Origin of the sequence: Archangium sp. Cb G35 (assembly GCF_001896145.1) — a bacterium.
In the GTDB taxonomy this organism is placed as follows: Bacteria; Myxococcota; Myxococcia; order Myxococcales; family Myxococcaceae; genus Archangium; species Archangium violaceum.
In genome coordinates, this window is the sequence record NZ_MPOI01000016.1 from 112478 (window position 1) to 139239 (window position 26762).

Annotated in this window: 25 protein-coding genes; 14 read left to right on the forward strand and 11 right to left on the reverse strand. The window is 68.6% G+C overall.

The annotated features are described in order from the left end of the window. Nucleotides 1-5 precede the first annotated feature (5 nt). From BO221_RS41010 to BO221_RS41030, 5 genes are all read left to right on the forward strand, one after another. Nucleotides 6-2177: a DUF4116 domain-containing protein gene (locus BO221_RS41010; protein ID WP_073566377.1), complete on the forward strand. Its 2172-nt coding sequence runs from the start codon at nt 6-8 to the stop codon at nt 2175-2177. A gap of 20 nt (nt 2178-2197) precedes the next feature. Continuing rightward, nucleotides 2198-3013 carry an HU family DNA-binding protein gene (locus BO221_RS41015; protein WP_143195981.1) on the forward strand — a complete coding sequence of 272 codons (816 nt, stop codon included), beginning with the start codon at nt 2198-2200 and terminating at the stop codon, nt 3011-3013. Nucleotides 3014-3066: 53 nt separating this feature from the next. Continuing rightward, on the forward strand, nt 3067-4398 hold the full coding sequence (locus tag BO221_RS41020) for an ankyrin repeat domain-containing protein (RefSeq protein WP_073566379.1): 1332 nt from the start codon (nt 3067-3069) through the stop codon (nt 4396-4398). Nucleotides 4399-4612: 214 nt separating this feature from the next. Further along, nucleotides 4613-5536: a hypothetical protein gene (locus BO221_RS41025; protein WP_073566380.1), complete on the forward strand. Its 924-nt coding sequence runs from the start codon at nt 4613-4615 to the stop codon at nt 5534-5536. Between the two features lie 159 nt (nt 5537-5695). After that, on the forward strand, nt 5696-6136 hold the full coding sequence (locus BO221_RS41030; RefSeq protein ID WP_073566381.1) for a hypothetical protein: 441 nt from the start codon (nt 5696-5698) through the stop codon (nt 6134-6136). On the opposite strand, the gene BO221_RS41035 is transcribed toward BO221_RS41030, so the two are convergent. Next, nucleotides 6133-6951 carry a hypothetical protein gene (locus BO221_RS41035; RefSeq protein WP_073566382.1) on the reverse strand — a complete coding sequence of 273 codons (819 nt, stop codon included), beginning with the start codon at nt 6949-6951 and terminating at the stop codon, nt 6133-6135. The genes BO221_RS41030 and BO221_RS41035 overlap by 4 nt on opposite strands. 91 nt (nt 6952-7042) lie before the next feature. Between BO221_RS41035 and BO221_RS41040 the strand changes: the two genes are divergently transcribed. After that, nucleotides 7043-8926, forward strand: coding sequence for a carboxypeptidase regulatory-like domain-containing protein (locus BO221_RS41040; RefSeq protein WP_073566383.1), 1884 nt, complete (start codon nt 7043-7045; stop codon nt 8924-8926). 73 nt (nt 8927-8999) lie between these two features. After that, entirely contained in the window at nt 9000-9353 is a 354-nt protein-coding gene (locus BO221_RS41045) for a hypothetical protein (protein WP_073566384.1), read from the forward strand. A gap of 99 nt (nt 9354-9452) precedes the next feature. Here BO221_RS41045 and BO221_RS54345 read toward each other — a convergent pair whose 3' ends face one another. Beyond that, nucleotides 9453-9827, reverse strand: a complete 375-nt coding sequence (locus tag BO221_RS54345; RefSeq protein ID WP_143195982.1) for a hypothetical protein — start codon at nt 9825-9827, stop codon at nt 9453-9455. 73 nt (nt 9828-9900) lie between these two features. Next, nucleotides 9901-10245, reverse strand: coding sequence for a hypothetical protein (locus tag BO221_RS41050; protein ID WP_073566385.1), 345 nt, complete (start codon nt 10243-10245; stop codon nt 9901-9903). A 256-nt stretch (nt 10246-10501) separates the two neighbouring features. Between BO221_RS41050 and BO221_RS41055 the strand changes: the two genes are divergently transcribed. Beyond that, nucleotides 10502-11014 (forward strand): peptidase inhibitor family I36 protein, encoded by a 513-nt coding sequence (locus BO221_RS41055; RefSeq protein ID WP_143195983.1) that lies wholly within the window; start codon nt 10502-10504, stop codon nt 11012-11014. A gap of 55 nt (nt 11015-11069) precedes the next feature. Here the strand turns inward: BO221_RS41055 and BO221_RS41060 are convergent, their stop codons facing one another. The 3 genes from BO221_RS41060 to BO221_RS41070 form a co-directional block, all read right to left on the reverse strand. Further along, entirely contained in the window at nt 11070-12623 is a 1554-nt protein-coding gene (locus tag BO221_RS41060; RefSeq protein ID WP_073566387.1) for an ELWxxDGT repeat protein, read from the reverse strand. Between the two features lie 112 nt (nt 12624-12735). After that, entirely contained in the window at nt 12736-13644 is a 909-nt protein-coding gene (locus BO221_RS41065) for an SAM-dependent methyltransferase (protein ID WP_073566388.1), read from the reverse strand. Nucleotides 13645-13659: 15 nt separating this feature from the next. After that, nucleotides 13660-15993, reverse strand: a complete 2334-nt coding sequence (locus tag BO221_RS41070; protein ID WP_073566389.1) for a DUF3857 domain-containing protein — start codon at nt 15991-15993, stop codon at nt 13660-13662. 58 nt (nt 15994-16051) lie between these two features. On the opposite strand from BO221_RS41070, the gene BO221_RS41075 reads away from it, so the two are divergent. After that, nucleotides 16052-16618 carry a hypothetical protein gene (locus BO221_RS41075; protein ID WP_143195984.1) on the forward strand — a complete coding sequence of 189 codons (567 nt, stop codon included), beginning with the start codon at nt 16052-16054 and terminating at the stop codon, nt 16616-16618. On the opposite strand, the gene BO221_RS41080 is transcribed toward BO221_RS41075, so the two are convergent. From BO221_RS41080 to BO221_RS41090, 3 genes are read right to left on the reverse strand one after another with little or no spacing between them, the layout of a single operon-like run. Beyond that, nucleotides 16619-17506 (reverse strand): Virginiamycin B lyase, encoded by an 888-nt coding sequence (locus BO221_RS41080; protein WP_073566391.1) that lies wholly within the window; start codon nt 17504-17506, stop codon nt 16619-16621. Between the two features lie 21 nt (nt 17507-17527). Continuing rightward, a complete protein-coding gene (locus tag BO221_RS41085; protein ID WP_073566577.1) occupies nt 17528-17989 on the reverse strand; it encodes a hypothetical protein in 462 nt (153 codons plus the stop codon). Nucleotides 17990-18029: 40 nt separating this feature from the next. Further along, nucleotides 18030-18920 carry a hypothetical protein gene (locus BO221_RS41090; RefSeq protein ID WP_143195985.1) on the reverse strand — a complete coding sequence of 297 codons (891 nt, stop codon included), beginning with the start codon at nt 18918-18920 and terminating at the stop codon, nt 18030-18032. Between the two features lie 245 nt (nt 18921-19165). Between BO221_RS41090 and coaA the strand changes: the two genes are divergently transcribed. Both coaA and BO221_RS41100 read left to right on the forward strand, forming a co-directional pair. After that, on the forward strand, nt 19166-20119 hold the full coding sequence (gene coaA, locus BO221_RS41095; protein WP_073566393.1) for a type I pantothenate kinase: 954 nt from the start codon (nt 19166-19168) through the stop codon (nt 20117-20119). Nucleotides 20120-20323: 204 nt separating this feature from the next. Then, nucleotides 20324-21274, forward strand: a complete 951-nt coding sequence (locus BO221_RS41100) for a tetratricopeptide repeat protein (RefSeq protein ID WP_073566394.1) — start codon at nt 20324-20326, stop codon at nt 21272-21274. Here the strand turns inward: BO221_RS41100 and BO221_RS41105 are convergent. Then, on the reverse strand, nt 21268-23010 hold the full coding sequence (locus BO221_RS41105) for an amidohydrolase family protein (RefSeq protein WP_073566395.1): 1743 nt from the start codon (nt 23008-23010) through the stop codon (nt 21268-21270). The genes BO221_RS41100 and BO221_RS41105 overlap by 7 nt on opposite strands. 77 nt (nt 23011-23087) lie before the next feature. On the opposite strand from BO221_RS41105, the gene BO221_RS41110 reads away from it, so the two are divergent. The 3 genes from BO221_RS41110 (at nt 23088) to BO221_RS41120 (ending at nt 25312) form a co-directional block, all read left to right on the forward strand. After that, nucleotides 23088-23477, forward strand: a complete 390-nt coding sequence (locus BO221_RS41110; RefSeq protein ID WP_073566396.1) for a cupin domain-containing protein — start codon at nt 23088-23090, stop codon at nt 23475-23477. Nucleotides 23478-23608: 131 nt separating this feature from the next. Further along, nucleotides 23609-24433: an SDR family oxidoreductase gene (locus BO221_RS41115; RefSeq protein WP_233166486.1), complete on the forward strand. Its 825-nt coding sequence runs from the start codon at nt 23609-23611 to the stop codon at nt 24431-24433. Between the two features lie 9 nt (nt 24434-24442). Next, entirely contained in the window at nt 24443-25312 is an 870-nt protein-coding gene (locus BO221_RS41120; RefSeq protein ID WP_073566398.1) for an alpha/beta fold hydrolase, read from the forward strand. Nucleotides 25313-25367: 55 nt separating this feature from the next. On the opposite strand, the gene argJ is transcribed toward BO221_RS41120, so the two are convergent. Next, nucleotides 25368-26729 (reverse strand): bifunctional glutamate N-acetyltransferase/amino-acid acetyltransferase ArgJ, encoded by a 1362-nt coding sequence (argJ, locus tag BO221_RS41125; RefSeq protein ID WP_233166487.1) that lies wholly within the window; start codon nt 26727-26729, stop codon nt 25368-25370. Nucleotides 26730-26762: the final 33 nt, after the last annotated feature.

Here is a 26762-nt window from a genome sequence, read left to right on the forward strand (position 1 = left end):
GCCGGATGACGCGTCTCGAATATCTTCGCGGGGCCCATGCGGCGGCGCTGCTCCGGGAGTTCCTGGCCCGCGAGCACGGGCCGGAGCGGAGCTGGGCCGCCGGTGGCGAGGAGGCGCTCTTCTCCCGCTTCGCCGAGGCGGATCCGACGGCGGGCAAGCCGCACCTGGAGTGGGTGCTGCGGCTCTATCTGTCGGGCCGCCTCCGGGCCGAGGATCTCTACAAGGTGCCGGAGACGCTCCAACTCTTCCGGCGCGTGCGGCGCCGCCTGCCCGAGCGCGCCCGCGATCTCAACACCTACGAGGATCTGCCATCGCTTTGGCGGACGATCGCTCCCCATGCGCAGTCCCCGTCCAAACGCGCCCGTGTGGCAGGGGAGCGGGAGCGGGCCCGCGCGGAGAGCCGTGTCCTCTTCGAGGACGAGGAGCTGATCGTCGCCGTCCCGCTGACCCGGGCCTCGGCCCAATGGTGGGGCAGGGGAACGCAGTGGTGCACCGCCGCGGAGGAGGACAACGCGTTCGAGGAGTACCACCGGCAGGGGCCACTCGTCGTCTTCATCGTGAAGGGGGCGAAGTTCCAGTTCCATGCGCCCTCGGACAGCTTCCACGACGACGCCGACGGACCGGTGGATGTGGAGGTGCTCGAGCCCTTCTTCCCCCGGCTCGAGGCGGCGGGGCTCCAGAGCCTCGTTCTCGCCCTGGATCCCCTGGCTCAGGACGTGGGCACCCTTCCTCTCGAGAGACTCCGCTCGGCCATCACCGGGTGGGGCATGCCCTTGTGCTTCGTTCCCGAGGAGCGCCGCGACGCGGAGCTGTGCCGCCTGGCCGTGGCACACGAGGGTACGGAGCTCTCCCATGTCCCCGAGTCGCTCCGGACCCGGGAGCTGTGTCTCCTGGCCGTGGCGGGCGATGGTAGGTCCCTGCAATACGTTCCCTTCGCCTTGCGAGACCGGGAGCTCTGTCTCACGGCCGTGGAGAAGGGTGCCCTTCTTGGCTACGTGCCCGACACGCTGAGGGACCGGGAGATGTGCCTCGCGGCGGCGAGGCGGGGGGGCGGATTCGTGCTGGAGTTCGTCCCCTTCGCACTGCGTGATGCGGAGCTGTGCCGTCTGGCGATGGAATCCGGCCCGGATCGGCTCGAGCACACGCCTTGGGCGTTGCGCGACCGGGACATCTGTTTCCGGGCCCTGGCCAGTGAGGGTTTTCAGCTCGCCTTCGTGCCGGAGCGTCACCGGGACCGCGAGTTCTATCTTGCTGCGGTCCAGGAGCAGGGCTGCACGCTGGAATTCGTGCCGCTCGCGATGCGGGATCTGGAACTCTGCGTGGAGGCGGTGCGTTCGGAGGTGCACGCCTGGCGCTACACGCCCCCGGAACTGCGTCCGGCGATCGCCGCCGCCACGGGCGTGGACCTGGAGGACGAGCAAGTCCGGGTGATCGTCGGCGGGTTCGCCCAGCTTCCGTTTGCCGAGCGGACGCGCGAGCGCTGTTTGGACGCCGCTCGGGAGAATCAGTTCGACCCCGGACTGGCTCCTGACGTCCTGCGCGATCGTGAGACGTGTTTGAAGTTCGCCGCGAGAAGGATCGCACTGTATGTTCCCGATGAATTCCGGACCCGTGAGGTCTGTCTTCCGAATGTGGCGTTCGATCCGAACGGCCTCGCCTCCATTCCCGAGGGGTTGCGCGATCGCGAGATGTGTCTGGCGGCCGTGCGCGGGTTCGGCGAGCAATTGAGCTTCGTCGCCGACCCTCTCCGTGACGAGGAGATGTGCCGTGCCGCCGTCGCCTGCTCGGGCGATGCGCTGTCCCATGTGCCTTTCGCGCTCCGTGACCGAGCGCTCTGTCTGGAAGCCATTCGCGAAAGGGCGCCTCCCTTCGAGTACCAGAGTGGGGGGTTGAGGGACATTCCGGATTCACTGAGGGACGAGGAGCTATGCCGTACCGCCATCGCGGGGTGGGATCGGGGGTACCATGTGCATGCCTTCGGGCTGTTGGACCACATCCCCTTCGCCTTGCGCGACGCGGAGATCTGCCGCAAGGTGGTTGACATCATTCCCGATAGGTTGATGCATGTACCCCACGCGTTGCGTGATGCGAGCCTCTGCGCCGCCGCTGTCTCCATGGCGGCCCGCTTGCGCCGCCATGTTCCGGCCGCGATTCGTGAAGCCTTGCGTGGTAGGTAGCGCCCACGGAGGTTCTCGTGGTGAAGGACAGCCCTGAGTGGGTCGAAGCCCCCGAGGAATGGGGCATTCTGAGCGACGAGGGCGAGGGCGAGCCCGACGAGGCCGCCGACGCGCGGCTCTCCGCGTTCGCACGGACGGCGCTCGAGGCGATTCGGGGCGCGCGAGGTGATGAGCGGGCAGTGCGCGGGACCCTGGCGGTGTTCCACCGCGGGTGGGAAGCCGTGTGCGAGCAGAACGGGTCCGCTTCGGACACGGAAGTTCGCGAGAACGTCTACGAATTCTTCGAGAGCCTCACGGATGCCGCGGGCTTCGAGGGCCGTGCGTCACGCTGGTGGAGCGAGGCTCGCGAGGGCTGCCTCGATACGACAGTCGATGAGCTCGGCTCACGCCTCGAAGGCATCGCCGCGAGGAGCGGAATTCCCAGGGACACCCTCGCGAGCAGCTTCGAGACGTTGGTGGCCCGGGTCCGCGAGGAGCTCACCACCTCCGGCGAAGCGATGATTCCCGGTCTTGGCACGCTGCGGAAGCGCTCGCGGGGTCCCGGCGGGGTTGTCGTGGTGATGTACCCCTGGGCCAGCGGCGAAGAACTCGATGAGGGTGCTCCGCCCCGCCCACCCGTGGAGCCGTGCGTGAGCGCGCTGCTCGAGGACATTCGTCAGCGTGGACCGGTCCACCTGAGCGGTATCGGCATCATCGGACGCCGGGTGTACCCGGCATACGAGGGCCGTAATCCGCGCACGGGGGCGGTGGTCCATGTGCCCGAAAAGTCCGTGTTCACCTGCCTGGCGGACGAGGAGCTGGAGCGGTTTCTCGACAACAGGCTGGCACCAGCGTAGCGAGCCCTGGCTCGCGGTATGCTCCAGCCCGTCTGGACCGAGGGGGGTCCTCCATGGACGACGCTGAGAACGAGGATCCGAAGGAAGAGGATCTCTACTCCGTGGCGAGGGATGGCCGCGTGGAGGACATCCCCCGCATGCTGCGGGAGCACGGCGGCCTGCGGAGTTCCAGTCTGCGAATCGAATCCCTCGGCGTGGCGGTCACGCCCCTGCATGTCGCGGCGGATGGCGCGACGGTGAGGGCCCTGATCGCCGCGGGAGCGGATCCGCACGGGGGAGTCCAGGGCTGGACGCCGTTGCACCAGGCCTCCCATGATGGCCGGCTGGAGGCCGCGAGGGCCCTGCTCGAGGCGGGGGCGAAGGTGAAGCGCGTGCGCAAGGGGACGCAGGAGCAACCCCTGCACCGGGCCGCGTTGGGTGGACATGCGGACCTCATCCAGTTGCTCGTGGAACGAGGCGCGGATATCGAGGCCCAGGCCCGGCTGGGCACGCGTCCGTTGCACCATGCCTCCACGCCCGAGGCCACGGAGGCCCTGCTGCGCGCGGGCGCGGACGCCACTGCCCGGGATGTGCTCGGCGCCACGGCGCTCGATCTGGCGCTGCAGCGGGGTGACGCCGGGTCCGTGCGGCTTCTGGAAGAGGCGGGTGGCTCTTGGGGGAGGCGTCCGTTCCGCTACGAGCCCGAGCGGGCCCAGGTGGGGTTGATGCGCATGGATACCGGCTACGAGTCCTCCTACACGCACGACATCTTCCCGGCGATCGTCATCGGGCATGCGGATTCCACGCTCGCCCCCTACCTGGCGGGCGATTGCCGGGGCCTGGAAGGCGTCCTCCCGCATCCGAACTGGTTCGTGGAGATGAGCCTTCGGGTGGGTGGCACTCCGCCGCGTGAGGCCGGCGTCATGGGGTTGATGCTGCGGCTCGAGCAGAACGCGGCCCATGCCCTCCAGGCTCCCGTCCGGCTGCTTCGGGGGCTGCGCCGCTCCTACTCCGGCTCCAAGGAGGAATTCCCCCTGCTGGACCCCGCCATGAAGAGCCGGGAACAGGAGCTCACGCGCGAGGCCCTCTCACTCCTGCACCAGGAGGTGTCTGCCTGCTACCGCCTGCCCGTGTTCGACTGGGGCCTCGAGTCCTTCGTGCGCCTCGAGGAGACGGACCTCGTGCGGACGTTCGCGGGCTGGCGCGTGGTGGGCCACAGGCCCCTTCCCGAGGGACCCATCGAGGAAGGCGCCCGCTGGTTCTACGAGCCGGACCAATCGCGGCGAGCGGAAGACGTGACACTCACGTCCGAGGTGCTGAGCACGCTCCAGGCCTGCTGCGAGCGTTTCCTGGGCAGAACCCTGCCCGCGCCACGTGCCTGGTTGGTCTGGCAGAACAGTCGCTGAGCCCGGCCGCTATTCCGCTGAAGGGGCGTCCTGCGCACGAACCGATGCGAGCCGCCGTCACATCCGCGCGGAGCCCACTCATCGCTTCTCCTGCACCCTCAAGAGCGCTCCTCCGGTAGTGCCAGGAGCATCCGGTTTCGTCCGGCGTTCGAGCCGGGCGGAGCCGTGAATTCATTCCAAAATTAAAGTTGATGAGTCTTCAAGGAGTCGTGCAATGACAATCAGGATTCTCTCGAAGTTGGCTCTCGGTCTGGGGTTGGTGTGTCTGGCCGCGCCGGCCCTGGCCGCGACCGAGAACGTGCAGTGGACGAACACGGCGGGCGTTTCCGTCTCGGGAAACAGCTTGACCAGGAACCTCCCAGGTGAGGGCTGGAACGCGGGAGCCAGCTCGACCAAGGCCATTGCCTCGGGGGACGGTTTCGTGGAGTTCAGGGTGACCGAGACCACGACCGACCGTGTTGGAGGTCTCAGCCGGGATGATGGCAGCCAGTCCTTCGCGGACATCGACTATGGGTTCTATCTCAGCCGTTTCGGTTCTCTCGCGGCCGTCGAGGGTGGAGTGGTCCGGCCCATCGGCAGCTACGCGCCCGGAGACATCCTACGCATCGCCGTCGAGGGCGGCGTGGTGCGGTACCGCAAGAACGGCGCCCACGTGGAAACCGGCCTGGCGGCACCGACGTTTCCTCTCGTCTTCGACACGGCCCTGTTCCACAACGGCGCCACCATCACGAATGGCGTGATCTCGGGAGACCTGGTCCCGGCCGTGTTCAATTCACCGGGTGGCTACGCGGTCGGTGGCCTGCCGGTCATCGATGGCCAGGGCAAGTGGGTTGGAGTGCCGCCGATCGGGCCGCAGGGACCGAAGGGCGACAAGGGGGATAAGGGAGACAAGGGGGACAAGGGGGACACTGGGCCCGCGGTGCATTCGTTCGCCGCTTGCGGAAATGGCACTGTACCCGATCCGATCCGTCAACCCGGAATCTGCATGAACTCCTGCGACGCACTCTGCAGGAACAGCTCGGGCATCCTCGCTACCGTCCCCGGCCTGGGCTGCACCGTCACCTCGGAGACGGGCCCGTGCACCCTTCCGCCCAGTCACCCAGTCCCGTGCCCCATGTGCTGTGTCTGCAAGCCTTGAGAACGGGGGGCTCGAGGTTCACTCGTAGTCGGCCGGGGTGTTCCGCGGGCGCGATGCCCATCCCGTTTCCTGGACGGACGATGGAGCGGCTCGCCGTGCGTGTCACTCGGAACAGGCCTCGCCGGAGGAGTGGCAGGGCTTCTGCACAGGACGCGGCGCATGCGCCAAGCGATTGCCTTCCTCCTGTTCGCCCTTCTGGGTTGTGGCTCCTCCGGTCAGCGGTTCCAGGGTGTCTACGCGGTGACGGGCACCGCCTACTTCAGCATCCAGGACATCGGCCACTCCTCGGCCCAGGTCCTGGACACCTTCCACGTCTCGGAGGGCACGGACTCGGACCTCCTCCTCACCGATGCCGCGGGACGGTGCTCGCTGCTCGCGGACATCGAGGGGGAGCGGGCCGTCCTCCGGCCGGGCAGCTCCTGCACGTACCTCGGTGACAACGGCCTGACCATCACGGTGACCCTCACGCGCGGAACGTTCTCGCTCTCGGGCGGGAGTGGCCGGTTCGACATGGCGGGCTCGGCGACGGCTACGGCGTGGGGAATGCGGTACCCCGGCTCCTTCTTCCAGAACGCCACGCTCACCCGGGTGGGGGATTAGTTCCAGGGCGCGTCACATTGGGGGCACAGCGTGGTGCGCTCGTAATCGGCGCTCCGGCCCTCGAATCCGCAGGCGTAGCAGGTGCGCCAGGCTCCCCTCGGGGGCGCCTGCGTGGGCATGGGCGGCTGCCAGTGCGCGGCCACGGTGGTTTCGGGCAGGGGCATGCCCGGCGTCCAGACCGTCTTGAGCTGGGGCTCGGACAGCACTTCCACCGTGCCCTCGACCACCGCGGCGGTGAAGAAGGTGGGGGTGGGGGCCGCCGCGTGACGCTTGCCGGCCATGACCTTCATCGGGTCCGGGGCTCGGGAGGAGCCGGAGCCCACCTGGAAGGAGAGGGACAGCCCTCCCGACAGCAGCGTATCCATCACCGAGCCCGCGACGTCGACCCCGAACTCGGGCGACGTGGACACCGTCTTCATCTCGCTCTCCTTGGGAATCTCGAGCGTGTCGAAGAGCTTCCACGCGGGGCGGACGCGCTCGGCCTTGGGGTGTGGCTTCGCGCTCACGTGGAAGTGGATCTCGTCGAACTCCGGAGGGAGGGACAAGGGCAGGCGCCAGCGCACCACGCGGCCTCCGTCGAGGGAGGGCAGGGGATACTGGCCGAGCATCCGCTGCGCGGGGCCCTGCTTCTGCCCGCCCATCACCAGGAGGGACTGGCCGCTGGAGGCCAGGGGCTCGAAGGCGCTCTGCAGCCACAGGACGGCCACGGCTTCCCCGAGGGGCCCGCGGGTGATGGGCTCCACGTGGAGATGGATGGCGCCGAACTCACGGGGGGTCCGCCCGAGGTGGTCGAGCACGTCTGCGTAGTGGTCCATGCCCCTCGGATGCTGGCCGATTCCACGGGGAATGTAGACCCATTTCCCGCGCCATGCGTTCACAGGTCATTCCCACTCCCCTGGAGGTCCCATGGCCCGCTCGGCCCTGGCCGCGCTTTGCCTGGCGCTGTCCATCCCCGCATCCGCTCAGACGCCCAACGCCCCGACGCCCAACGCTCCACCCGTGAAGTGCGAGGTCCAGCCCCAGCAGTCGGCGGCGTCTCGGGGGGACCCGAAGGTCCGCGAGGCCGCCCACAAGGGGCTCGGCTATCTCTCCCGTTCCAGCGCCGAGTGGACGGCGCGGCACCAGTGCTTCGGCTGCCACGTCCAGGCCGTCACCCTCGAGGCCCTCACGGCCGCCAGGAACCACCAGTACGACGTCGCCCCGAAGGACATCGACGCGATGGTCAAGGCCCTCAAGCTCGGCGTCACGGCGGGTGGCCGGGTGACGGGCGCCGCCTTCGAGGGCTCGGCCTGGGCCCGGTACGACCGGTGGGTGGACGCGAAGTTCACCGATGACCTGCTGACGTACGCCAAGGAGCTCGTCTCGCTGCAGGCGAAGAACGGCAGCATCCCGGACGACGACGCCCGCAGGCCGGTGACGGGCGGCACCATGCAGACGACCTTCCAGGCCGCCCAGACGTGGCGTCAGGCCCATGCGAGGACCGCGGACGCGAAGTGGCTCGCGCCGCTGCGCAAGGCCGAGTCCTTCCTCACCTCCACCTCCGCCCAGTGGCAGCGCTCGGGCGCCGACGTCTACCTCCAGGACATCAACTTCGCGCTCCTCGGCCTGAATGCCGCGGGCGTGGGCCGCGCCGAGCCCGGCTCGCTCCGGCTCCAGCGGATGCTCCTCGAGCGGCAGAACCAGGACGGTGGCTGGGGGCTGGCGAAGGGGAAGAGCGATGCGTTCGCCACGGGCCAGACGGTGTATGCCCTCAAGCTCGCGGGCTACTCGGACTCGGATGCGCCCATCTCCCGGGCCATGCGCTACCTGGTGCAGCGCCAGGACAAGACGGGCGCGTGGATGACGTACAAGAGCGACCAGGGCGGCGCGGAGAAGGCGGAGACCATGTGGGCCGTGCTCGGGCTCGTCACGGTGGACGTCGCGAGCATCGCCGTGAGCGGGCTCGTGGATGGCCAGCACGTCACCGACTCGATGAACATCCAGGTGGAGGCCACGGACAACCAGGCCGGTGGTATCGCCCGGATGGAGTTGCTCGTGGACGACCTGCCGGTGCACACGGCGTGTGGTGGGAAGCTCGCGTATGCGTGGCGCACCGTGGGCCTGAAGGATGGCAAGCACGTGCTGGACGTGGTGGCGACCAACGCGAAGGGGCAGACGAGCCGCCGGCGTTTCGAGGTGTTCGCGGGCAATGTCTTCATGACCCAGGTGGGCGTGAACTTCGACGAGGCCTCACAGCGCACGCTCGTCACGTTCCGCAACATCGCGGACCCGGCCGCCGGTGGCTCCATCGAGCTGGAGGTCTGGGAAGTGGGCGAGGGCAGCGAGGCGAAGCCGAAGGCCAAGGTGTTCTCCCTGACGAAGAAGGGGGAGATGGGCGCGGTGGAGCTCGCGTGGGACGGCAAGGGCAATGACGGCAAGGCGAAGCCGCGCGGGCGGTACCAGGCCCGGCTCGCGTACAAGAACGCGGGGGGCAAGGTGCTGCAGACCGAGAGCGCGCTCTTCTTCCACGACAGCGAGACGAAGCAGCGTCAGCGCTACGGGGAGATCGAGGGGCAGCTCTCGCTCAAGGCGGGCCAGGGCCAATCGGCGAACACGCTCATGGAGCTCGTGGACGATCAGGGCCGTGTCGTGCAGTCGACTCGGACCACCGAGCAGGGCAACTACCGGTTCAAGAACGTGGACAAGGGCAACTACCGCGTCCGCGCGAAGAAGGAGGGGTTCCGCGATCTGGAGCAGCCCGTCGCCGCGGAGCCGGCCGCCCCCGCCGCGAAGGCGAGCATGACCTGGTGAGGCCCCCGGCAGCGGGCCCGGGTCATGTGCACATTCCGCGAGCCGGGACGATCCGGAATCGAGGAGGTGCTGCATGGAGAACTGGACACTGGGGTATGGCTCGCTGCTGACGACGCTCGGCGTGGGGGGATTCCTCGCGACGGGCAGGCAACACAAGACGGCGCTCATCCCCGCGGGCTTCGGCTCGGCGGCGCTCGGGCTGGGCGTGCTGTCACGCCGCATGTCCTCCCCACGGTGGGTGCTGGGCGGCTCGGCGCTCGTCGGGCTGCTCGGTTTCCTGGGGGCCGCGCGAGGCCTCCGCCTGCTGCCCGCCCTGCTGCGTGGGGAGAAGCTCGAGCGGCCCGCCGCCGTCATCTCCCAGTCGGTGATGGCGGGGCTGTCGGCGGCGTACACGGTGCTCGGCGTGCGAAGCCTGCTGCGCGCGTAGGCACGGGTGTCGGGTTCACGCTGCACACGGCGGAGTCAGTTAGGGGGGCCTGTGTCCACAAAACCCCGGGGCAGGCGCAAAAAACCGGGGCAGGCGCACTCAATTACAGGCCTTGAGATGGCTGAATGAACCCGGCACCTTGAAAGCGTGCTCCATCGTCTGTCCATCTTGGAGCGTCATGCACGGTCCGTCAGGATTCCAATCGATGGCCGCCCTGACGCTTTTCGTCGAGCCGCATTTGTTCTTTATCTTGACGCTCCGGTTGTAGCCGCTGTTGTCGATGATCAAGTCGTAGCAGGGTATTTTCGTATCGACCGTGCCATCCTCTTCCTGGGGCGCGCCGGCCGGAGTTGCGGCCTGGGCTGGCGTACTACCAACGCCAAGACTCGCCATCACATAAAGAAGAACCACGCCAAACACCCGCCTTGCGCCGGGAGTCCAGCGTTCACGGCGAATAGATCCCACTCTGTTCATAGGTACCTCCCTGCTCGAGTAACAAGCAACCACCGTGTCACGAATGCAGCTCGTTTCGGCGAGATGTTGATGCTCACGGCTTTTTGCCGACGACCTTCATCTCGAGTGGGTAGCCACCGCCGCAGTCCAGGATCGAGGCCTTCTCCTTACCCTGGGACCGCTTGCCCTTCGTGCCGCGGAGGGGCTCGGTGACGCTGCCTGGACCGCCGCACCTGGCTTGGACGTACCAGGTGCCGTTGCCGCGGTCGCACCAGCCGACGGCGACGTGGTCGTCTTTATGGCTCTGGTATGCTTTGCACCCTTCTGGGCCGATGCCGGCCTGCTCGGCTGATTCCTCGGCCAGGGCCGTGCTGGCGGCCAGCAGGCCGATGCTCGAGGCGATGAGGCCGGTCATCGTGCGTATGCGTAGACGCTTCATCAGGTGTTCCTTTGCTCGAAAGGCATCAATCCGCCTCCAGGAGAAGTGGCAACCCGTGCGTACCGGCACAAGGCGCACATCAACCAGGCAAGCAACACGTAGGTAAGGAGTGAGGAACTCTCGCTCTCCGCGTTGCCGAAAGGCCAGCGCGGCGAGGGAACCCCCGAACGGTCCATGTGGTGCTGCGCTTCGCCTCGGCCTCTAGTTTGAGTGGGCTGCCCACTTCGGGACAGCGCTCACCCATGGGGAGGACGAGATGGCGAACCCTCTAACTGGCAGCATGCTCAACGAGCTTCGCGCGCTCGCCATCGCTGGCGGGGCTGCCGTCGCACTCACCTTGCTGGCCGGAGGAGCTGCTCGAGCCCAGGCTCCGGAGACCGAGTCCGATGAGCCGGCTGCCGAGGCCGCCAAGACGGACACGACCGACAGCGGCATCACCACCACCACCCTGAGCGACGGGACCGTGATCACGAAGGCCCCGGAAGGTACCGCCGAAGCCGCCGACCAGAGTTGTGCCCCGGAGCGCGTCTGTTTCTGGAGCAAGAAGAACTACAAAGGCATCAAGTTCAGCGTCGACCCCTGGCCGGGCACGATCTGCAACACCTTCATGGATGGGAGCGCCTTCCCGGTGAGATCGCTCATGGTCGGCTCGAAGGAAGGCATCGCCTCGATGCGCACGAAGCCGAACTGCAAGGGCACGCCGTCGAGTAGCTATGCCGGGGGCGCCAAGGTCCCCAGCATCAAGTTCAACATGGCCTCCTTCCGGTGAGGCTCGAGCACTCCCCAGGCGGGAGCAGCTCGAGCCTCACGGCGAGTGCCCGGGACTACTGCGAGGCCAGGGAGCTCCGCGGCGGGAGCACCCACAGCTCGCTTCCATGCGTGGCGTCCTCCGCGACGAAGAAGACGGAGCTGCCCACGCGGGTGAAGCCGCTCGGGTACGAGGAGCCAGGCCCCACATGGACGTCCTGCAGCATCCGCGTGCCCTGCTCCGTGCCATCGCTCACCCAGAGCTCCAGCCCCGTGCCCTCGCCGATGCCGCTGAACAGGATGCGGTCATCCAGCGTGTAGAGCTGCGTCTCGAACTCGTCGGACATGCTCAGCGGCCGGTGCAGCAGCTTCGTTCCGGCGCCCGTTCCATCCGTCACCCAGAGCTGCACGTCCCTCGGAGCCGGGCCCGAGGTGGAGATGGCGAGCCCGAAGAAGAGCTTGCTGCCCGCGACGGTGAAGCGGGTGATGTACGGGTCCGCGTCGGGCTGCCCGGCGAAGGGATTGGGCAGCACCGCGATGCGCCGCTTGGACACCGCGCCCGTCTCGTCCACCCGGAACCTGTACAGGGACAGCCGATGGTCGGACAGGTTGGTGAGCGTGAGGTACAGGCAGCGTCCTCCCACCACCCCGAGCAGCCGCGGATTGTACGTGTCCGGACCCGGAGGAAACGCCTCCACGAGCACCGTGCCACTGCTCGAACCATCCGTCCTCCACAGCTCGCTCATCCCATCCGAGGTCTGCGTGAGGAAGAAGACCTCCTGGCCCACGGCGCGCAGGTAGAACGGATTCGAGCTGTCGGCACCCGGCCGCAGGTCCCGGACGAGCGCCGTGCCAGCCTCGGTGCCATCCGTCTTCCACAGCTCGGTGCCGTTCACCGGGTCCGTGAAGACGAAGAAGAGCGTGCTCCCCACGATCACCTGCGAGGAGATCAGCGACGAGTCCGGCCCCATGTCCCGCACCCGCACCGTACCGGCCTCGGTGCCATCACTCCGCCACAGCTCGGTGCGCCCGGGCGCATCCATCGTCCCGGGGACGAAGCGGAAGAACAGCAGCGTCTTCCCCAGGGCCGTGAGGTTGTAGGGCAGCGTGTCACCCGGCCCCGGCGTGACATCCTTCACGAGCTTCGTGCCCCGGGTGGAGCCATCGCTGACCCACAGCTCTCCGCCGTGGGCCGCGTCACCCGCGACGAAGAAGAGCCGCGTGTCCACGCGCGTCAGCTCCGACACGGGCACCGGGGAGACGGAGCTCGGCGGCGCGGGAAACTCCTTCACCGGCACGGTGCTCGAGCCGCTCCCATCACTGCGCCACAAGCCTCCGCGGCCGTCCTCGAAGTTGGTGGCGAAATAGAGCCTCCCGCGGAACTCCACCAGGCTCGACGGGCTCGGGGTGAGCCACGGCGGCACGTCGCCGGGCGGTGGGAAGATGTCCCTGACGAGGTTCGCGGTCCCCAGCTCCACGCGGCCCCACTGGGCCTCGGGTGCATCGGTCCCTTCCTCCCCCGGTGAGCGGGCTTGCGGCCGCTCGTCTTCCTGGATGGCTTCTTCCGGGAGCCCCCCGCCACAACCCACCATCAGTGAGCAGAGCAGTACCGCGCTACGCCACGCACTCATCCCCAACCTCCCATGTCTTCGTTGGTACGGGAGGGTGGGGAGAGTGAGGCGATTCGTCCAGTGGTGCCCCAGGATGAGCGCATGCCTGCCACCGCTGCGCGTACGGAGTGCTTCACTCCCTGTCGGCCACGACGGGGAACTCGAACAAGGACACTGGCACTTCGGGGAGGCCCGCGGGCACCAGGTAGCGGCGATGGAGCTCCACGCGCTCGGGCGAGGCGTCCTGCCGGAAGCCATGCCGCGCCAGGAATGGACCGAGCTCCTCGTCCCGGACGATCCACAGGAGCGGTTCGCCCGCGAGCCGGAGTGAGTCCGCGATCAGGTGTCGTGTACCCGCTCCCATGGTGGGCCGCCCCTGCGTCTCCCAGCGGAAGCAGGTGCACAGCAGCCGGCTCCCGGGTCCGGTGCTCCGGTGCAGCGCCTCGAGGAAGGCCGAGACGTGGGCCTCCTTCAGGTACATCAGCACGGCCTCGGCGATGACGACGCTCGGGACGTCCTTCCGCCACACCGCGAGCTGGGAGAGGCCCTCCTCCAGGGGCGTGCGGGACAGGTCCACGCCCACCAGGTGCAGGTTCGGCGGCAGCGGTCCCATGCCCTCCAGCGCCTCGCGCTTCATCGCCTGCGAGGCGGGATGGTCCAGCTCGATGAACGTGGCGTCCGGGTACTCGCGGGCCAGCCGCCAGGACAACGTGTCGAGCCCCGCTCCAACGACGAGCACCTGCCGCTTTCCCTCCGCGAGCGCGGCGCGGGTCTCGTCATCCATGAAGCGCTTGCGCAACCCGATGCTCAGCACCTGCCCCGGGGTGGTCGCCTGCTCGATGGAGGTCATCATGCGGCTGTACCAGCGCGCGCCGTAGAGCCGGAGCATCCAGGGCTTCAACAGGCCCGCGTGCAGCATGAGCCGCTCCATGGCCTCGGCGGCCCCCTTCGGCAACAGCGGGGCGAGCCGGGGCTGGCGGGCGAGCACCGCCATGAAGCGGCCTACCTTCACCGCGGTCCGGCTGGCTCGATGGGTTCGCATGGGTGGCGCTCCTGTTCAGTTGGGACGCACGTCGAAGGAGAAGAACTGGGGCGCGCGGCAGGACGTGCAGCGCACGCGGAGGACGGTGATGGCCCGGCCGTCGCTTCCCGTGTGCCGCAATTGCAGGGCGTCCGGCACACGCTCGAAGGTGCCACCGCAGGAGCAGCGCTCACTCCGGATGCGCTGGTCGGCCTGGTCCAGGCTCTCCACGAGCATCACCGCCGCGCCCTGCTCCCGCTCGCGCAGGTGACGCACGGGAGGGGGAGGAGGCGAGGCGCGCCGGGCCTTGCGCTCGCGCAGGAACTGGCGGAACCGCCGGGGGATGCCCAGCACCAGGGCACCCACCACCACCAGGAACACGCCGCTGATGGCCAGGCTCGTGGTGCGCGAGAGCGGCATGTCCTTCGGCGAGGACGACGCGGAGACGATCCCCATCGGCGCGGCGAAGGCGATGCCGAGCCGCGAGCCCATCTCCTTCACCGCCTCGACGTGCCGGGCCAGCGCGTCCGGCGCCACCCGGTCCGCCAGACTCCGGTACTCGACCTGGTAGGTGAAGCCGCCGAACCGGGGGACCACGGACATCCCCAGGCGGGAGGCAGGGCCCTCCACCGTCTGCTCCGACGGGGCGACGCTCAGCAGGGAGCCCGCGTGGACCTCCCACCGCACGCGGAGGTGGACCGGGTGGTCGACCTCCACGGGGTGGACCCGGCCCTCGGTGCGGCGGGGGAGGGCCAGCTCCCGGCTCACCTGCGTGGCGGCGACGCTCAGCCCTCCGTTGGCCCAGGCGTCCTCGAGCTTGTAGTGCTCCTCCAGCGTGAGGGTGTTGGCGTCCGTGTCGTCCTGGACGCGCGGAGTGCCCTCGGACGTGAGCTTGGGGAAGAGGGCGCGGCGCAGGTCGAGGGTGCGGGTGGTGAGCTGCTCCGCGGACAGGCCGGCCAGCCACGAGCGGGCCCTGTCCGCCTCCGTGCGCGTGTAGCGGGTGGTGACGGCGAGCGTCCCGGTGCCATCGTCCTTCACCGAGAGCACGGAGTGGGCATCCAGCTCCGGCCCCGCGGGCGGCGGGAGGGGAATGGCCTCCAGGGCGGTGGTGCCGGGCGCGAGCACGAGCGCCCGGGCATAGGGCAGCGGGCTGCGCGCGCCGAGCCGGCCCCGCTGATGGGTCATGGTGGCATCCACCCACTCGGTGCGTCCGGCCACCTGGGCGCGCACGATGGCGTGGTTGAAGGCGTAGGGCGAGGGCAGTTGGGCGCTGATGCCGCCCTGGCTGCGGGAGTTCACCAGGGCCATGTGGGCGGTGATGCCCAGGGGGCGCAGCAGGGTGGCCAGCAGCAGGGCCTTGTCCTTGCAGTCCCCGAAGCGCTGGGCGAGCACCTGGCCCGGAGCATGGGGCTGGTGGGTGTTGGGGCCGAGCTCGATGCCCAGGTAGCGCACCTCGTCCTGGACGAAGCGCACCGCGGCGAGGAAGCGCGCCTCCTCGGTGGGAAGGGCGCGCCAGGATTCGGCCAGCGCCGTCAGCTCGGGCGAGCCCTCCAGTCCGTCCTGCAGCGCGAGCCCCCAGGAGGCCACGCCGGCCCAGCTCTGGAAGCTGCTCACCTGGACGTGGGGCCAGACGGCCAGATCCGCGGGGACGCCATCCTCCCCGGTGAAGGTGGTCATGTCCTTGCGCTCCCACCGGTACTCGCGCAGCCCTGCCACCTCGCGCACCGTGGGCTCCGCCGCCGTGGTGCCGTGGGTCTTGAAGTGGAGCTTGAGGTCCGCGGGGGCGAGCAGCCGGTGGATGTAGTGGGCCACGGGGACCTGCGCCGCCAGGGAGATGCTGTCCAGGTAATGGCCCCGGAAGATCGCGTGGTCCTCCTCCACCGTCCAGGACTCCTCGAGGAGGTCTCCCGCGCGCACGTCCTGGAGGAAGGCGAGGGCGGTGCGCTCGTCGCTGTAGATGTTCATGTCCAGCCGCTCTTCCTGCTGGATGACCTTCACGTCCTCGGCGCGCAGCAGCTGGGTGCGCACGCCGTCGCGGGTGCGCCACACGCCGTGCAGGCGCAGACGGTCGTGGGTGTTGGAGAACTTCACCTCCAGCTTGGAGCCCGTCTCCACGCCGCGGCTGCTGGCCACGCGCCGCACCTGGCGGACGAAGCGCTCGGTCATCTCGGGCGAGACGCGCACCTGCTCCTCGGACAGCAGCACGTGGAGGCCCGAGACGGCGTCCTGCTCGCGCAACGGCCGCTCGGTATCCACCCGGGTGGGCTCCACCCAGGAGGGAGGCTCGGTCAGCGTGACACCGGCCTCCCCGGCGCGAGCGGGCAGCGTGGCGAGGACGGACAGCAGCAGGAGGAATCGCGACAGGGACATGACGGGCGCATACTCCCAGGAGGGAGGACGGGGAGGGAAGCCCGGGAAGGGGAATCACATGGTCGCGACACGCTGGCGTGCCCGCTTCGAGCCTGGAGCCCTGGTGCTCGCGGGCTATCCGTTTCCACGGGGAGCGCGGCCCACGCGCATTCCCGCCGAGGCGCTGGGCGAGGTGTGTGTCGGGTGGTTTCCACCGGCGGTGCGCAGGCGCGAGGGCGAGTACCTCTTCGTTCCGGCGGAGCAGGCGGGGGAGCTGGCGGACTTCGCGAGCCAGCACGGCATTCCGTTCGTCCGGAGGAACGATGTCTGGTCGTTCATCCTGGAGGAGTTCCTCGACACGGAGTTCTCGCCCGAGCTTCAGGAGTGGACACTGCGGTCGCTCGAGAGCAACGGGGTGAGCCGCGCCGAGACGCAGGCGATGCGGGAGTTGGTGGGGAAGCGGATGCTGACCCTGACGGCGGTGACCTGGGAGTGGCAGCACTACGGCTTGTATGACGTGCTGAGCGCCATGCGGCCCTTCACGTTCACCACGGGCTGGTCGTTCTCCCGGTTCTACGCGGAGTCGATGCTGCTCGCCGACAGAGGAGGCGTACAGCCGGCGAGCCGCGAGGAGTTCTCCCGGTAGCTACTTCGGGAAGAGGCGTCCGATGCTGCCGCGTTCCAGTGCGAACCACAGCGCGCCATCGGGTCCAGCGGCGATGCCGTGCGGCTCCGAGTTGGGTGTCGGGAGCTCGAACTCCGCGTAGTCACCCGCCGGAGCGAGTCTTCCGATGTGGTTGTTGCCCCACTGGGTGAACCACAGCGCACCGTCGGGACCCGTGACGATCGCGTGGGGCCGTGAGCCTTCACGGATGGTGAACTCCGTCACCCTCCCGTCCAGAGCGATGCGGCCGATCCGCCCGGCCAGGATTTCGGCGAACCACAGCGCGCCGTCGGGACCGGGCGTGATTCCCACCGGGCCGGCGCCCGCAGTGGGAAGTGGGTACTGAGTGAGCGTCCCCTCCACGGTGATGCGGCCGATGCTGTTCGCCTGGTTCTGGGTGAACCAGAGCGCCCCATCGGGCCCTGGCGCGATCATGGACGGGAAGGCTCCCGGAGTGGGGAGCGGATACTCGCGGACCTCTCCACGTGGGGTCATCCGGCCGAGCTGGTTGGCGTTCATCCCGGTGAACCACAGGGCGCCATCAGGACCCGATGCGAGCCCGAACGGGCCCGCCCCGGGCGTGGGAAGCGGGAAGAGAGAGACCTCGCCGCTCGTGGTGATCCGGCCGAGCTGATGGCCCTGGTTCAGCGTGAACCAGAGCGCGCCATCGGGTCCCGTCGTGATGATGGCCGGACGGCTGTCCCGAGCGGGCAGCGGGAAGAACGCGAACTCTCCTCCCACGGAGAGCCTGCCGATACGTCCCGCGGCGATCTCCGTGAACCACAACGCGCCGTCCGGGCCACTCGTGATGCTGTAAGGCCCCGTCCCTGACTCGGGGATGACGTGCTCCTGGATGTTCAATCGGGTCATGCCTGGGACGTACCACGGGTTTCAGCGCGTGGGCTTCAGCGTGGAGAGCGAGCGCTCCACCCGGGCCGAACCGGGCCCGTAGTCGCGCTCCGGCGCGGTGTAGAGGACGAACACGGAGCGGTCCGCGAGGGGCAGGAAGTACACGAGGGTCCGTGACGTGCCTTGCTGGAACTCGTAGCGCGCCACCGGGCCCGCGGGGAGCGTGCCGCTCGTGGCGTTCAGCCGCTTGTCCGGCACGGGAATGCCCGCGGCACCCAGCACCTCCTCCGGCGGCGCATCCACCTTGGGCGGCGTGCCCTGTACCGAGCGCAGCTCCAGGCCCGCGTCGAAACGGGCCACGGCCGGTGGACCCGGCTCCTCGGCGCGCAGGGCCATGCCCGAGGGGGGCTCGTATTGGAGTCCGAGCGCATTGAGCTCCGTCTTGCGCGAGCAGGCCACGGCACAGGACAGGAGCAGCCACAGGAGGAGCGTCGAGCGGTTCACGTGCACGACTGTGCCACAGGTGCGAGGCGGAGCGCGGGACTCAGAGCAGGCAGATGCCGCAATCCAGGGTGCAATGCGTGGTGATGAGGCCGATGCCGCAGGACTCGGTGAACTGGCACTTGAGGTCACCGCACGTGTAGATGTCCTGGGCGTGGATGCGGGTGGTGATGGGCGCGTAGGTGATGCCGTTGCGCGTGCACTGTGTGTAGTACGTGTTCGTGGGGTCTCGCGTGCAGCTCGTGGCGCAGCTGCCGGCCTGGACGATGGGCGCGCAGGCTCCGGGCTTGCCCAGGGCACATGCCCTCACGCTGCTCTTGTTGCTGCCCAGCGGCGTGTCGTCGTTGCCGGCGAAGATGCCCTCGCTCGTGAAGAGGTTGCCGAAGAAGCAGCCCTCCCGCTGCGAGAACTCCCGCAGCTCCTCCGGCGTGGTGGCGATGGGCACCCCCAGCGCGTTCCTGCCCTGCACGGAGATGGCCACGCTGCGCCCGAACTTGTTGACGTGAGCGGCCAGACACGCGGAGATGAGCTGCTGCTCGGTCACCGTCGCTGGCTGTCCGCTGGCCCAGTCTGGCGTCAGCCCCAGCGAGCCCTCCCAGACATACGTCCTCCCCTTGCTGTCCGTGTACGTGCGCGTTTCGCCTCCGCGCATGGCACAGGCGACCACGTAGTGCATCACCGTGGAGGCCAGCGTGTCGTTCTGGTTGAACCAGGACGAGAACTCGGGGCTGCTCAGCCCGTTGAAGGCGAGGCCATTGAAGGCCAGCCCGTTGAAGGCGAGGCCATTGAAGGCCAGTCCGTTGAGCGTCTTCCCATTGGTGGTCTCGAGCGCCCACTGCTGGCGGACGGGCTCTTCCTGGGGCTCGGGAGCTTCGTCCACCGGGCCGCAGGCCACGGCGGCGAGCAACAGCAGCACCGAGGCGCTTCGACGCATGGCATGCGTCCTTCGGGTCGCTAGGGTCTGCATGCTTCTCCCCTGGAGTGGCCGGGTGTTCTTGGAAACAGCTCCAGGAACCAAATGCCGCTATTCGGGCAATTCATGTAAGACCTATTCGCCACTGCGTTGCTCAACGGTCACTCCTGGATGTTCTGGATGTGGAGGGGCGAACAGTTCACGAGGATTCCGTCCGGCGCCCGACGCTTGGGTAGGATGGAGACGCCGTCAGGGAGGACGGCCCCATGTCCGCACCCAAGCACCAGAGCGCGTCCATGTTCGTCGACTTCGAGCGCGAGGCGTGGCGGGCCCTGCGCGCCGCGACGCCGCTGCCCCTCAGCGCGGAGGAGGTCGAGGGCCTGCGAGGGCTCGGGGAGCACCTGGACCTCGAGGAGGTGGCGGACGTCTACCTGCCGCTCTCCCGGCTGCTCAACCTGCACGTGGCCGCGACGCAGAGCCTCTGGGCGGCGCAGCATGCGTTCCTCGGCGGCTTCACCCAGAAGGTGCCCTTCATCATCGGCATCGCGGGCAGCGTCGCGGTGGGGAAGAGCACCACGGCGCGCATCCTCCAGGCGCTGTTGTCCCGGTGGCCGGACCATCCGCACGTGGAGCTCGTCACCACGGATGGGTTCCTGTACCCCAACCGCGTGCTCACCGAGCGCAACCTCATGCACCGCAAGGGCTTCCCGGAGAGCTACGACCGGCGCGCCCTGGTGCGCTTCGTCGCAGAGCTCAAGTCCGGCCGGAGCGAGGTGTTCGCGCCCGTGTACTCGCACCTCGTCTACGACATCGTCCCCGACGGGGCGGTGAAGCTGCGCCGGCCGGACATCGTCATCCTCGAGGGGCTCAACGTGCTGCAGACGGGGCCGGTGGAGGGCGGGAAGATGCCGCACACCTTCCTGTCGGACTTCTTCGACTTCTCCATCTACGTGGACGCGCACGAGCAGGACATCCGCCGCTGGTACGTGGACCGGTTCCTCAACCTGAGGCAGACGGCGTTCCGCGACGAGCGCTCCTTCTTCCGGCGTTTCGCCGAACTCACCGAGGAGCAGGCCATCGCCCGCGCCGAGTCCGTGTGGGGGGAGATCAACGGTCCCAATCTGGCGCAGAACATCGCGCCCACCCGCTCACGCGCGCGGCTCATCCTCGTGAAGGGCCCGGACCACCGGGTGCGCCGCGTCCGCATGCGGAAGATCTGACCCCCTCAGGTATCGTGCCCCTGGACAAAAGCGCTGAGAACGCGGCCATTTCCCCTCGCCCTCCGGGAGAGGGACGGGGTGAGGGTGCCATGCATCCCGGGTTGAACCCTCTGTCCACAATGCGGGCCACGGGTTGAAGAACGGGGACAGATACCCTCACCCCGACCCTCTCCCGAGGGGAGAGGGAATAGGAGAGGATTCATCATGAAGTTCGCTTGTTCGCTCCTTGTCGTCCCCGCTGTCCTCCTGTTGTTCGTGCCGCCATCGCTCGCGTGCCTGTGGGACAGCGACACCCTGAAGGAGGAATCCATCGGCCTCGACGAGGTGGCCGCCGTGGTCCGCGGGAGGGTCCTCAAGCACTCGGCCACCTTCTATGAGCGCAAGGTGGCCTACACGCTCCCGCTGCTGGAGCGGGAGGACGTGAAGCCCGAGCGGTACGACGACCTCGCGGTGGCCTACGAGAAGCTCGGCCGCACTCAGGAGGCCATCGCGACCATGGAGGCCAAGGAGAAGCGCTTCCCCGGCCTGTATACGACGGTGGCCAACCTCGGGACCTTTCATGCCCACGCGGGCGACTACCCGCGCGCGCTCGAGGAGTTGCGCCGCGCCCTGGTCCTCAACCCGGACGCCCACTTCGGCCGCGAGAAATACCAGGTGAAGGCCATCGAGTACCTGCAGCGGCTGGCCGCGACTCCCGAACTCGTCCAGAAGGAGGAGTTCCTCGGCCTTCCGCTCGAGCCGGACCGCTACCTCTTCGTCATGAATCCGAAGAAGACCGTTCTGCGGAAGGAGCAGCCCGAGCTCCCCAAGGATGTCCTGCAAGGACTCGTGGGGATCATCCGTTTCGGCAGTGGGGACAAGAGCCCGCACCTGTGGTTCAGCCTGGGCATCTCGCTGGCGTGGAGTGGCCACAAGAACCTCGCCATCCGCGCGATGCGCCGCGCCGAGCTGCTCGGCCATCCCCTGGCGCGTGAGCATGCCGGGGAGCTGATTCGCACCATCAAGGCCTACTCCAAGAAGACTCCGGAATGGGCGGAGATTGCCGCCGAGCTCGACGCGGAGTGGGCCAAGGGGCAGGACCAGGTCCAGCAGAAGCAGCGCCAGGAGGATGCCCTGCTCGCCAAGGGCAAGGACAAGCAGGTCTTCGGTTACTGAACGCGCAGCACGCGCCCGAAGCCCCGCTCCCTGCCCAGCGCGGGCGTGGCCGTGCCTCCGTCCACCGCGAGCCGGCCGTTGATGAGCACCGTCTCCACGGCGCCCCCGTTCTGGTTCACCAGCCGCACGAAGCCGTCGAAGCCCTCCATCGAGGACTCCTGGGGCACATCCAGCCCTTCTCCGAGCCGCTCCGGGTCCACCACCACCACGTCGGCCCGCTTGCCCGGTGCGAGCCTCCCGGCGTCCAGCCCCAGCCAGCCGGCGATCTCCCCCGTGAGCCGCTGCACCGCGCGCTCCATCGGCATCACCGGCTCGCCGCGCCGTTCCGCCTCGCGCACCAGCCGCAGCATCCGCAGCGGGAAGTTGTAGTGCGCCATGTTGCGCAGGTGGGCCCCCGCGTCCGAGAAGCCGATGAGCACGTCCGGGTGGCTCACGATGGACTCCAGCTCGCGCGGCCGGTCATTGGCCATCACCGTGTACCAACGCAGCTCCGTGCCGTGGCGCGCCACCAGGTCCAGGAAGGTGTCCACCACGTCCTGCCCCCGCTCCCGGGCGATGTCCATGAACGAGCGGCCCACCAGCGACGCGTCCGGCGCCTTCAGCACCCGTGACTGGTTGAAATCCCGGTGGAACACCTTGGGCAGCAGCCGACTCTTCCACTGCCGCTTGAACCATGCCCGGTACTTCGCGTCCCCCAACAACCGCCTGCGCTCCACCGCGTCCTGCAGGTGCAGCGCCGCCGCTCCCGCGCCGAACTCCTCGAAGACCACCAGATCGATTCCGTCCGACCACAGATCGAAGATCTCCGGCAGCGCCTGCCAGCGGAAGTCCGCCTTGAGAATCCGGTTGAAGAAGCGCGACAGCAGGCCAATCTGCCGGTGCAGGCCCCGGGTGGCGCGCGTGTCCATCATGGAGATGACCGTCGTCTTCAGCGGCTGGCGCAGCAGCCCCACGCTCTCCCACAGGAAAAGGAGGACGTTCACCTTGGTGGTGATGTTGGGCACGCCCTGGAAGACGCGGTTGCGCTCACGGAGGATGCGCGTGAAGCGGCGGTATTCGGACCAGCTCGCGAAGGTGGAGGGCAGGGGACGGCTGCGGATGCTCCGGCTGCCGCCAATCTTGTCCCACGGCAGCGTCATGATGGAGAGTCCGGCGTAGCCCTCGTCGAGCCCCTCGCGCAGCAGGGCCTCCATCCGCGCCAGCTCTCCGGACGAGGGCTTCACCGTGTCGTCCAGGCTGCGCTCCAGCCCCATGGCGTGCGCTCGGATGGCCGAATGGCCCACGAAGGAGCCCACGTTGGGTCCCAGCGGCAGCTGGTCCAGGTGCGTGAAGTACTCGCCGAGCGTCTCCCAGTCCTTCTTGCGCTCGAGCAGTGAGCGCACCGTGTCGTAGGGGATGGCCTCCACCCGGCAGAACTGGTCGGCGAGGTCCTCGGGCGTGCCCACGGCGAGACTCAGCGAGCAACTGCCCACCATCACCGAGGTGATGCCATGGCGCACGGACTCGGAGAGCGAGGGGGCCAGCTCCACCTCGGCGTCGTAGTGGGTGTGCAGGTCGATGAACCCGGGCATCACCCAGCGGCCCGTGGCGTCGATGACGCGCGTGTCTGGCCCGGTGGGCAGGGGCGACTCGCTGATGGCCGTCACCCGTCCGTCGCGGATGCCCAGGTGCCGCACGCGGGGCGGACTGCCGTGTCCATCGAAGAAGAGGCCGTTGGCGATGACGAGCTCGTCCATGGGGCCCCACCCTAGCTCCCCTGGCTCCTGCTTTCAGCCTGGAGGCGACCCCATCTTCTCCCGAGGAGGCACACGCCATGAGTTCACTCGTCATCAAGAAGTTTGCGCAGCCCGATGAACGGCGGCCCTTCCTAGGGCACGGGCATCTGGATCTGCTCCACCTCGGTGGCAGCAACATCGGGATGGGAGTGTTCGAGCCGGGGTGGAAGTGGTCGAAGGACGTCCAGCCCATCGCGGGGACGCAGAGCTGCCAGGCCGCCCACTCCTGTTACCTCATCTCCGGGAGCATGGAGATCGCCATGGACGATGGCACCCGGGCCGTGCTCTCCGCGGGGGACGTGGCCTACATCCCACCAGGGCATGATGCGTGGGTGGTAGGCGGCGAGACCTGCCTGCTGTTGGATTTCGAGGGCATGGCCGACTACGCGCGGCGCGAGGCGCAACCCTCCGCCCCTTCCATGCAGTAGGGCGGCGGGCGGCACGGCTTGCGCCTGCCCCGTTTCCCCTCCAAGACTCGCCCCCCGGTGCCGGTGGATGAAACCCACCGGTGATGCCGCGAGGGAGGCGGGACCGCCAGATGAAAGAGAAGACCGTAGTCGTGACCGGTGCCAATTCGGGCGTGGGGCTCGCCACCGCGACGGAGCTGGCCCGAATGGGTGCGACCGTCGTCATGGCCTGCCGCAGCGCCGCGCGCGGCGAGCAGGCGCTGACGGAGGCCAGGCAGCGCAGTGGCTCGGACAAGCTCGAGCTCATGCTGTGCGACCTGGGTTCGCTGGAGAGCATCCGGAACTTCGCTCGCGAGCTCCAGGGCCAGCACCCCGTGCTGGATGTGTTGGTCAACAACGCGGGCGTCATCACCGTGAAGCGGGAGACGACGCGGGACGGGTTCGAGTCGCAGCTGGGGGTCAATCACCTCGGCCACTTCCTGCTGACGAACCTGCTGCTGGAGCCGCTGCGCCGGGCACCCCAGGGGCGGATCATCAATGTGTCCTCGGGGGCGCACAAGACGGGGTCCATCCACTGGGAGGATCCGCACCTGACGCGGAACTTCGGCGTGTGGAGGGCCTATTCGCAGTCCAAGCTCGCCAATATCCTGTTCACGAAGGCGCTCGCGGAGCGGCTCCGGGGCACGGCCGTCACCGCCAACTGCCTGCATCCGGGAGCGGTGGGGAGCAACTTCGGCGTGGATCGGCAGACGGGGTTCGGCAGGTCCGTCATGGCGTTCCTCGGGCTCTTCTTCCTGACGCCGGAGCAGGGCGCCGAGACGTCCGTGTATCTGGCGGCGAGTGACGAGGTGGCTTCCGTCTCGGGTGAGTACTTCTACAGGAAGAAGCGCGCACCCGTGACGAAGAAGGCCCAGGATCGCGAGGCCGCCGAGCGGCTGTGGTCCTGGAGCGAGAAGGAAGTAGGGTGGGCCGCCTAGGGGGAAACGATGAATCCTCGAACCGAAGCGGACTTCCTGCGGGCGTACGATGAGCTGATCTCCCTGTGGACCACGGCGCCCGAGTCCCGGGACATCGAAACGCCGAGCGCGCGCACGCGGGTGCAGGTGTGGGGGCGGGAGGACGCACCGCCGCTGGTGCTCCTGCATGGGTTCAAGGTCACGTCCGGCATGTGGGCCTCGAATGCGCTGGAGCTCGGGAAGTCCTTCCGGGTCTATGCCGCCGACACGCCGGGAGACCACGGCTTCAGCGTGCCGCACCGGTCGCTGTTGCGCGTCGAGGATCTCCTCGGCTGGCTGGACGAGCTGCTCATGGCACTGGGGTTGTCTCGGACGAACCTGGGTGGAATGTCCTACGGCGGGTGGCTCTCCGCGCAGTACGCCGCGCGGGCTCCGGAGCGGGTGTCGAAGCTGGTGCTGATCGCTCCCGGGGCCACGTTCCTGCGCTTCAACACCGCCTTCGTCGTGCGCGGCATTCCCTTCCTGATCTGGCCGCGCCGGGACTGGGTCCACGCCTACCTGCGCTGGGCCGCTGTTCCGGAGAAGGAAGCGGGAGGCCTGTACGACAAGGTGATGAGTGGGATCGCCGACGTGATGTGGACGGGGCTGCGCCACTTCGGCTGGTACCCCGGCCAGTGGCCCGGAGTGGTGAAGGAGGAGGTGCTGCGGCGCATCCAGACGCCGACGCTCCTGCTCGTGGGCCAGCAGGAGCGCATCTACGACGCGGAGCCGATGATGGCCCGGGCGCGCACCCTCATTCCGAACCTCACCTGCGAGGCGATTCCCGACGCGAGCCACGACCTGCCCATCCGGCAGCCGGAGCGCGTGGTCTCGCATATGAGGAGCTTCCTCGAAGCTTGAGTGGGTTCCGCATGCACCCTCTCCCAGAGGGAGAGGGAGAGGAGGGGGACGCCACTCAGCTGCGGTAGTCCGCGTTCTCGCTGATGTACTCGTGGCTGCGGTCCGCGCCGAGCACCGTGCACGCCGCCGTGCCAACACCGAGGTCCACGTCGATCTCCACCGAGCGCTCGTGCGGAGGGAACGTCACCGGCGGGCGGAAGGTGAGCCCATCCGCGGGCGGCACGCTCGTATAGAGCTCGGCGCCCTTCATGTGCGCCACCAGGGCCTTCTCCGCCTCGTTGTCGAGCCGGAAGGCGCCGTGCTCCATGATGACGCGGCCTCCCATGCTCAGGGTGCAGCGCGACAGGTCCACCTCGGGGTGGTGCGCGCCCACGTACTTGCCGATCGCCGCCACCAGCCGGCCCACGTTGGGATCATTCCCGTTCACCGCGCACTGGAACAGCGGCGAGTTCACCACCGACTTGCCGATGCCCCGGGCCACGTCCTCGCTCGGCGCGCCGTGCACGCGCACGCGCATGACGTGGTGCACGCCCTCGCCGTTGCGCACGATGTCCTCGGCCAGGTCGGCGCACACCTGCTCCAGCGCGGCCTCGAATTCCTTCAGGCTGGGGCAGGGCACCTTGCGAGACGACACCAGCGCCACCGTGTCCGACGTGCTCGTGTCGCTGTCCACGCTGATGCACCCGAACGTCCTCGAGGACACCGAGCGCAGCGCCGCGCGCAGGGCGTCTCGCGGCACGTCCACGTCCGTCATCAGGAAGACGAGCATGGTGGCCAGGTTGGGCTCGATCATCCCCGCGCCCTTGGCGATGCCCACGATGCTCCCGCTGCCCACCTGGGCCCGGCGGACCTTGGCGTACAGGTCCGTCGTCATGATGCCCTCGGCGGCGGGCAGCACGGAACCGCCCGCGAGCGACGAGACGGCCTGGGGCACCGCGTCCACCATGGCATCCACCGGCAGCCGCCAGCCGATGACGCCCGTCGAGCAGGGCAGCACCTGCGAGGCGTTCAGCCCCAGCTTGCCGGCCACCGCCGCGCACAGCCGCTCGGAGGCCTCGACGCCTCCGGGCGCGCACACGTTGCTCACCTTGTTGTTCACCACCACCGCGCCCAGCGTGGGCTCCTCCAGCCGCTTGCGGCCGAGGACCACCGGTGCTCCCGGGAAGGCGTTCTTCGTGAACACCGCCGCGAACGAGGGCGTCGGCTCGTCGAGCACCAGCAGCGTGAGGTTCATCTTCGCCGGCTTGGCCACCTCGGCGGGCATGAACTCGAGGCGCGTGCGACCGACGCGGAAGCCGCGCGGCAGGGCGGACTGGTGCTCCAGCCAGCTCCGGTGGGCGTCGGCGGACGGGAAGGTCAGGTGCGTGCTGGGAATGGCGGTACCTCGCTGCGAGGAGAAAGGCGCTTGGTGCCGCAATCCGGGGCGCGAATCAATGGGAGAGATGCCCGT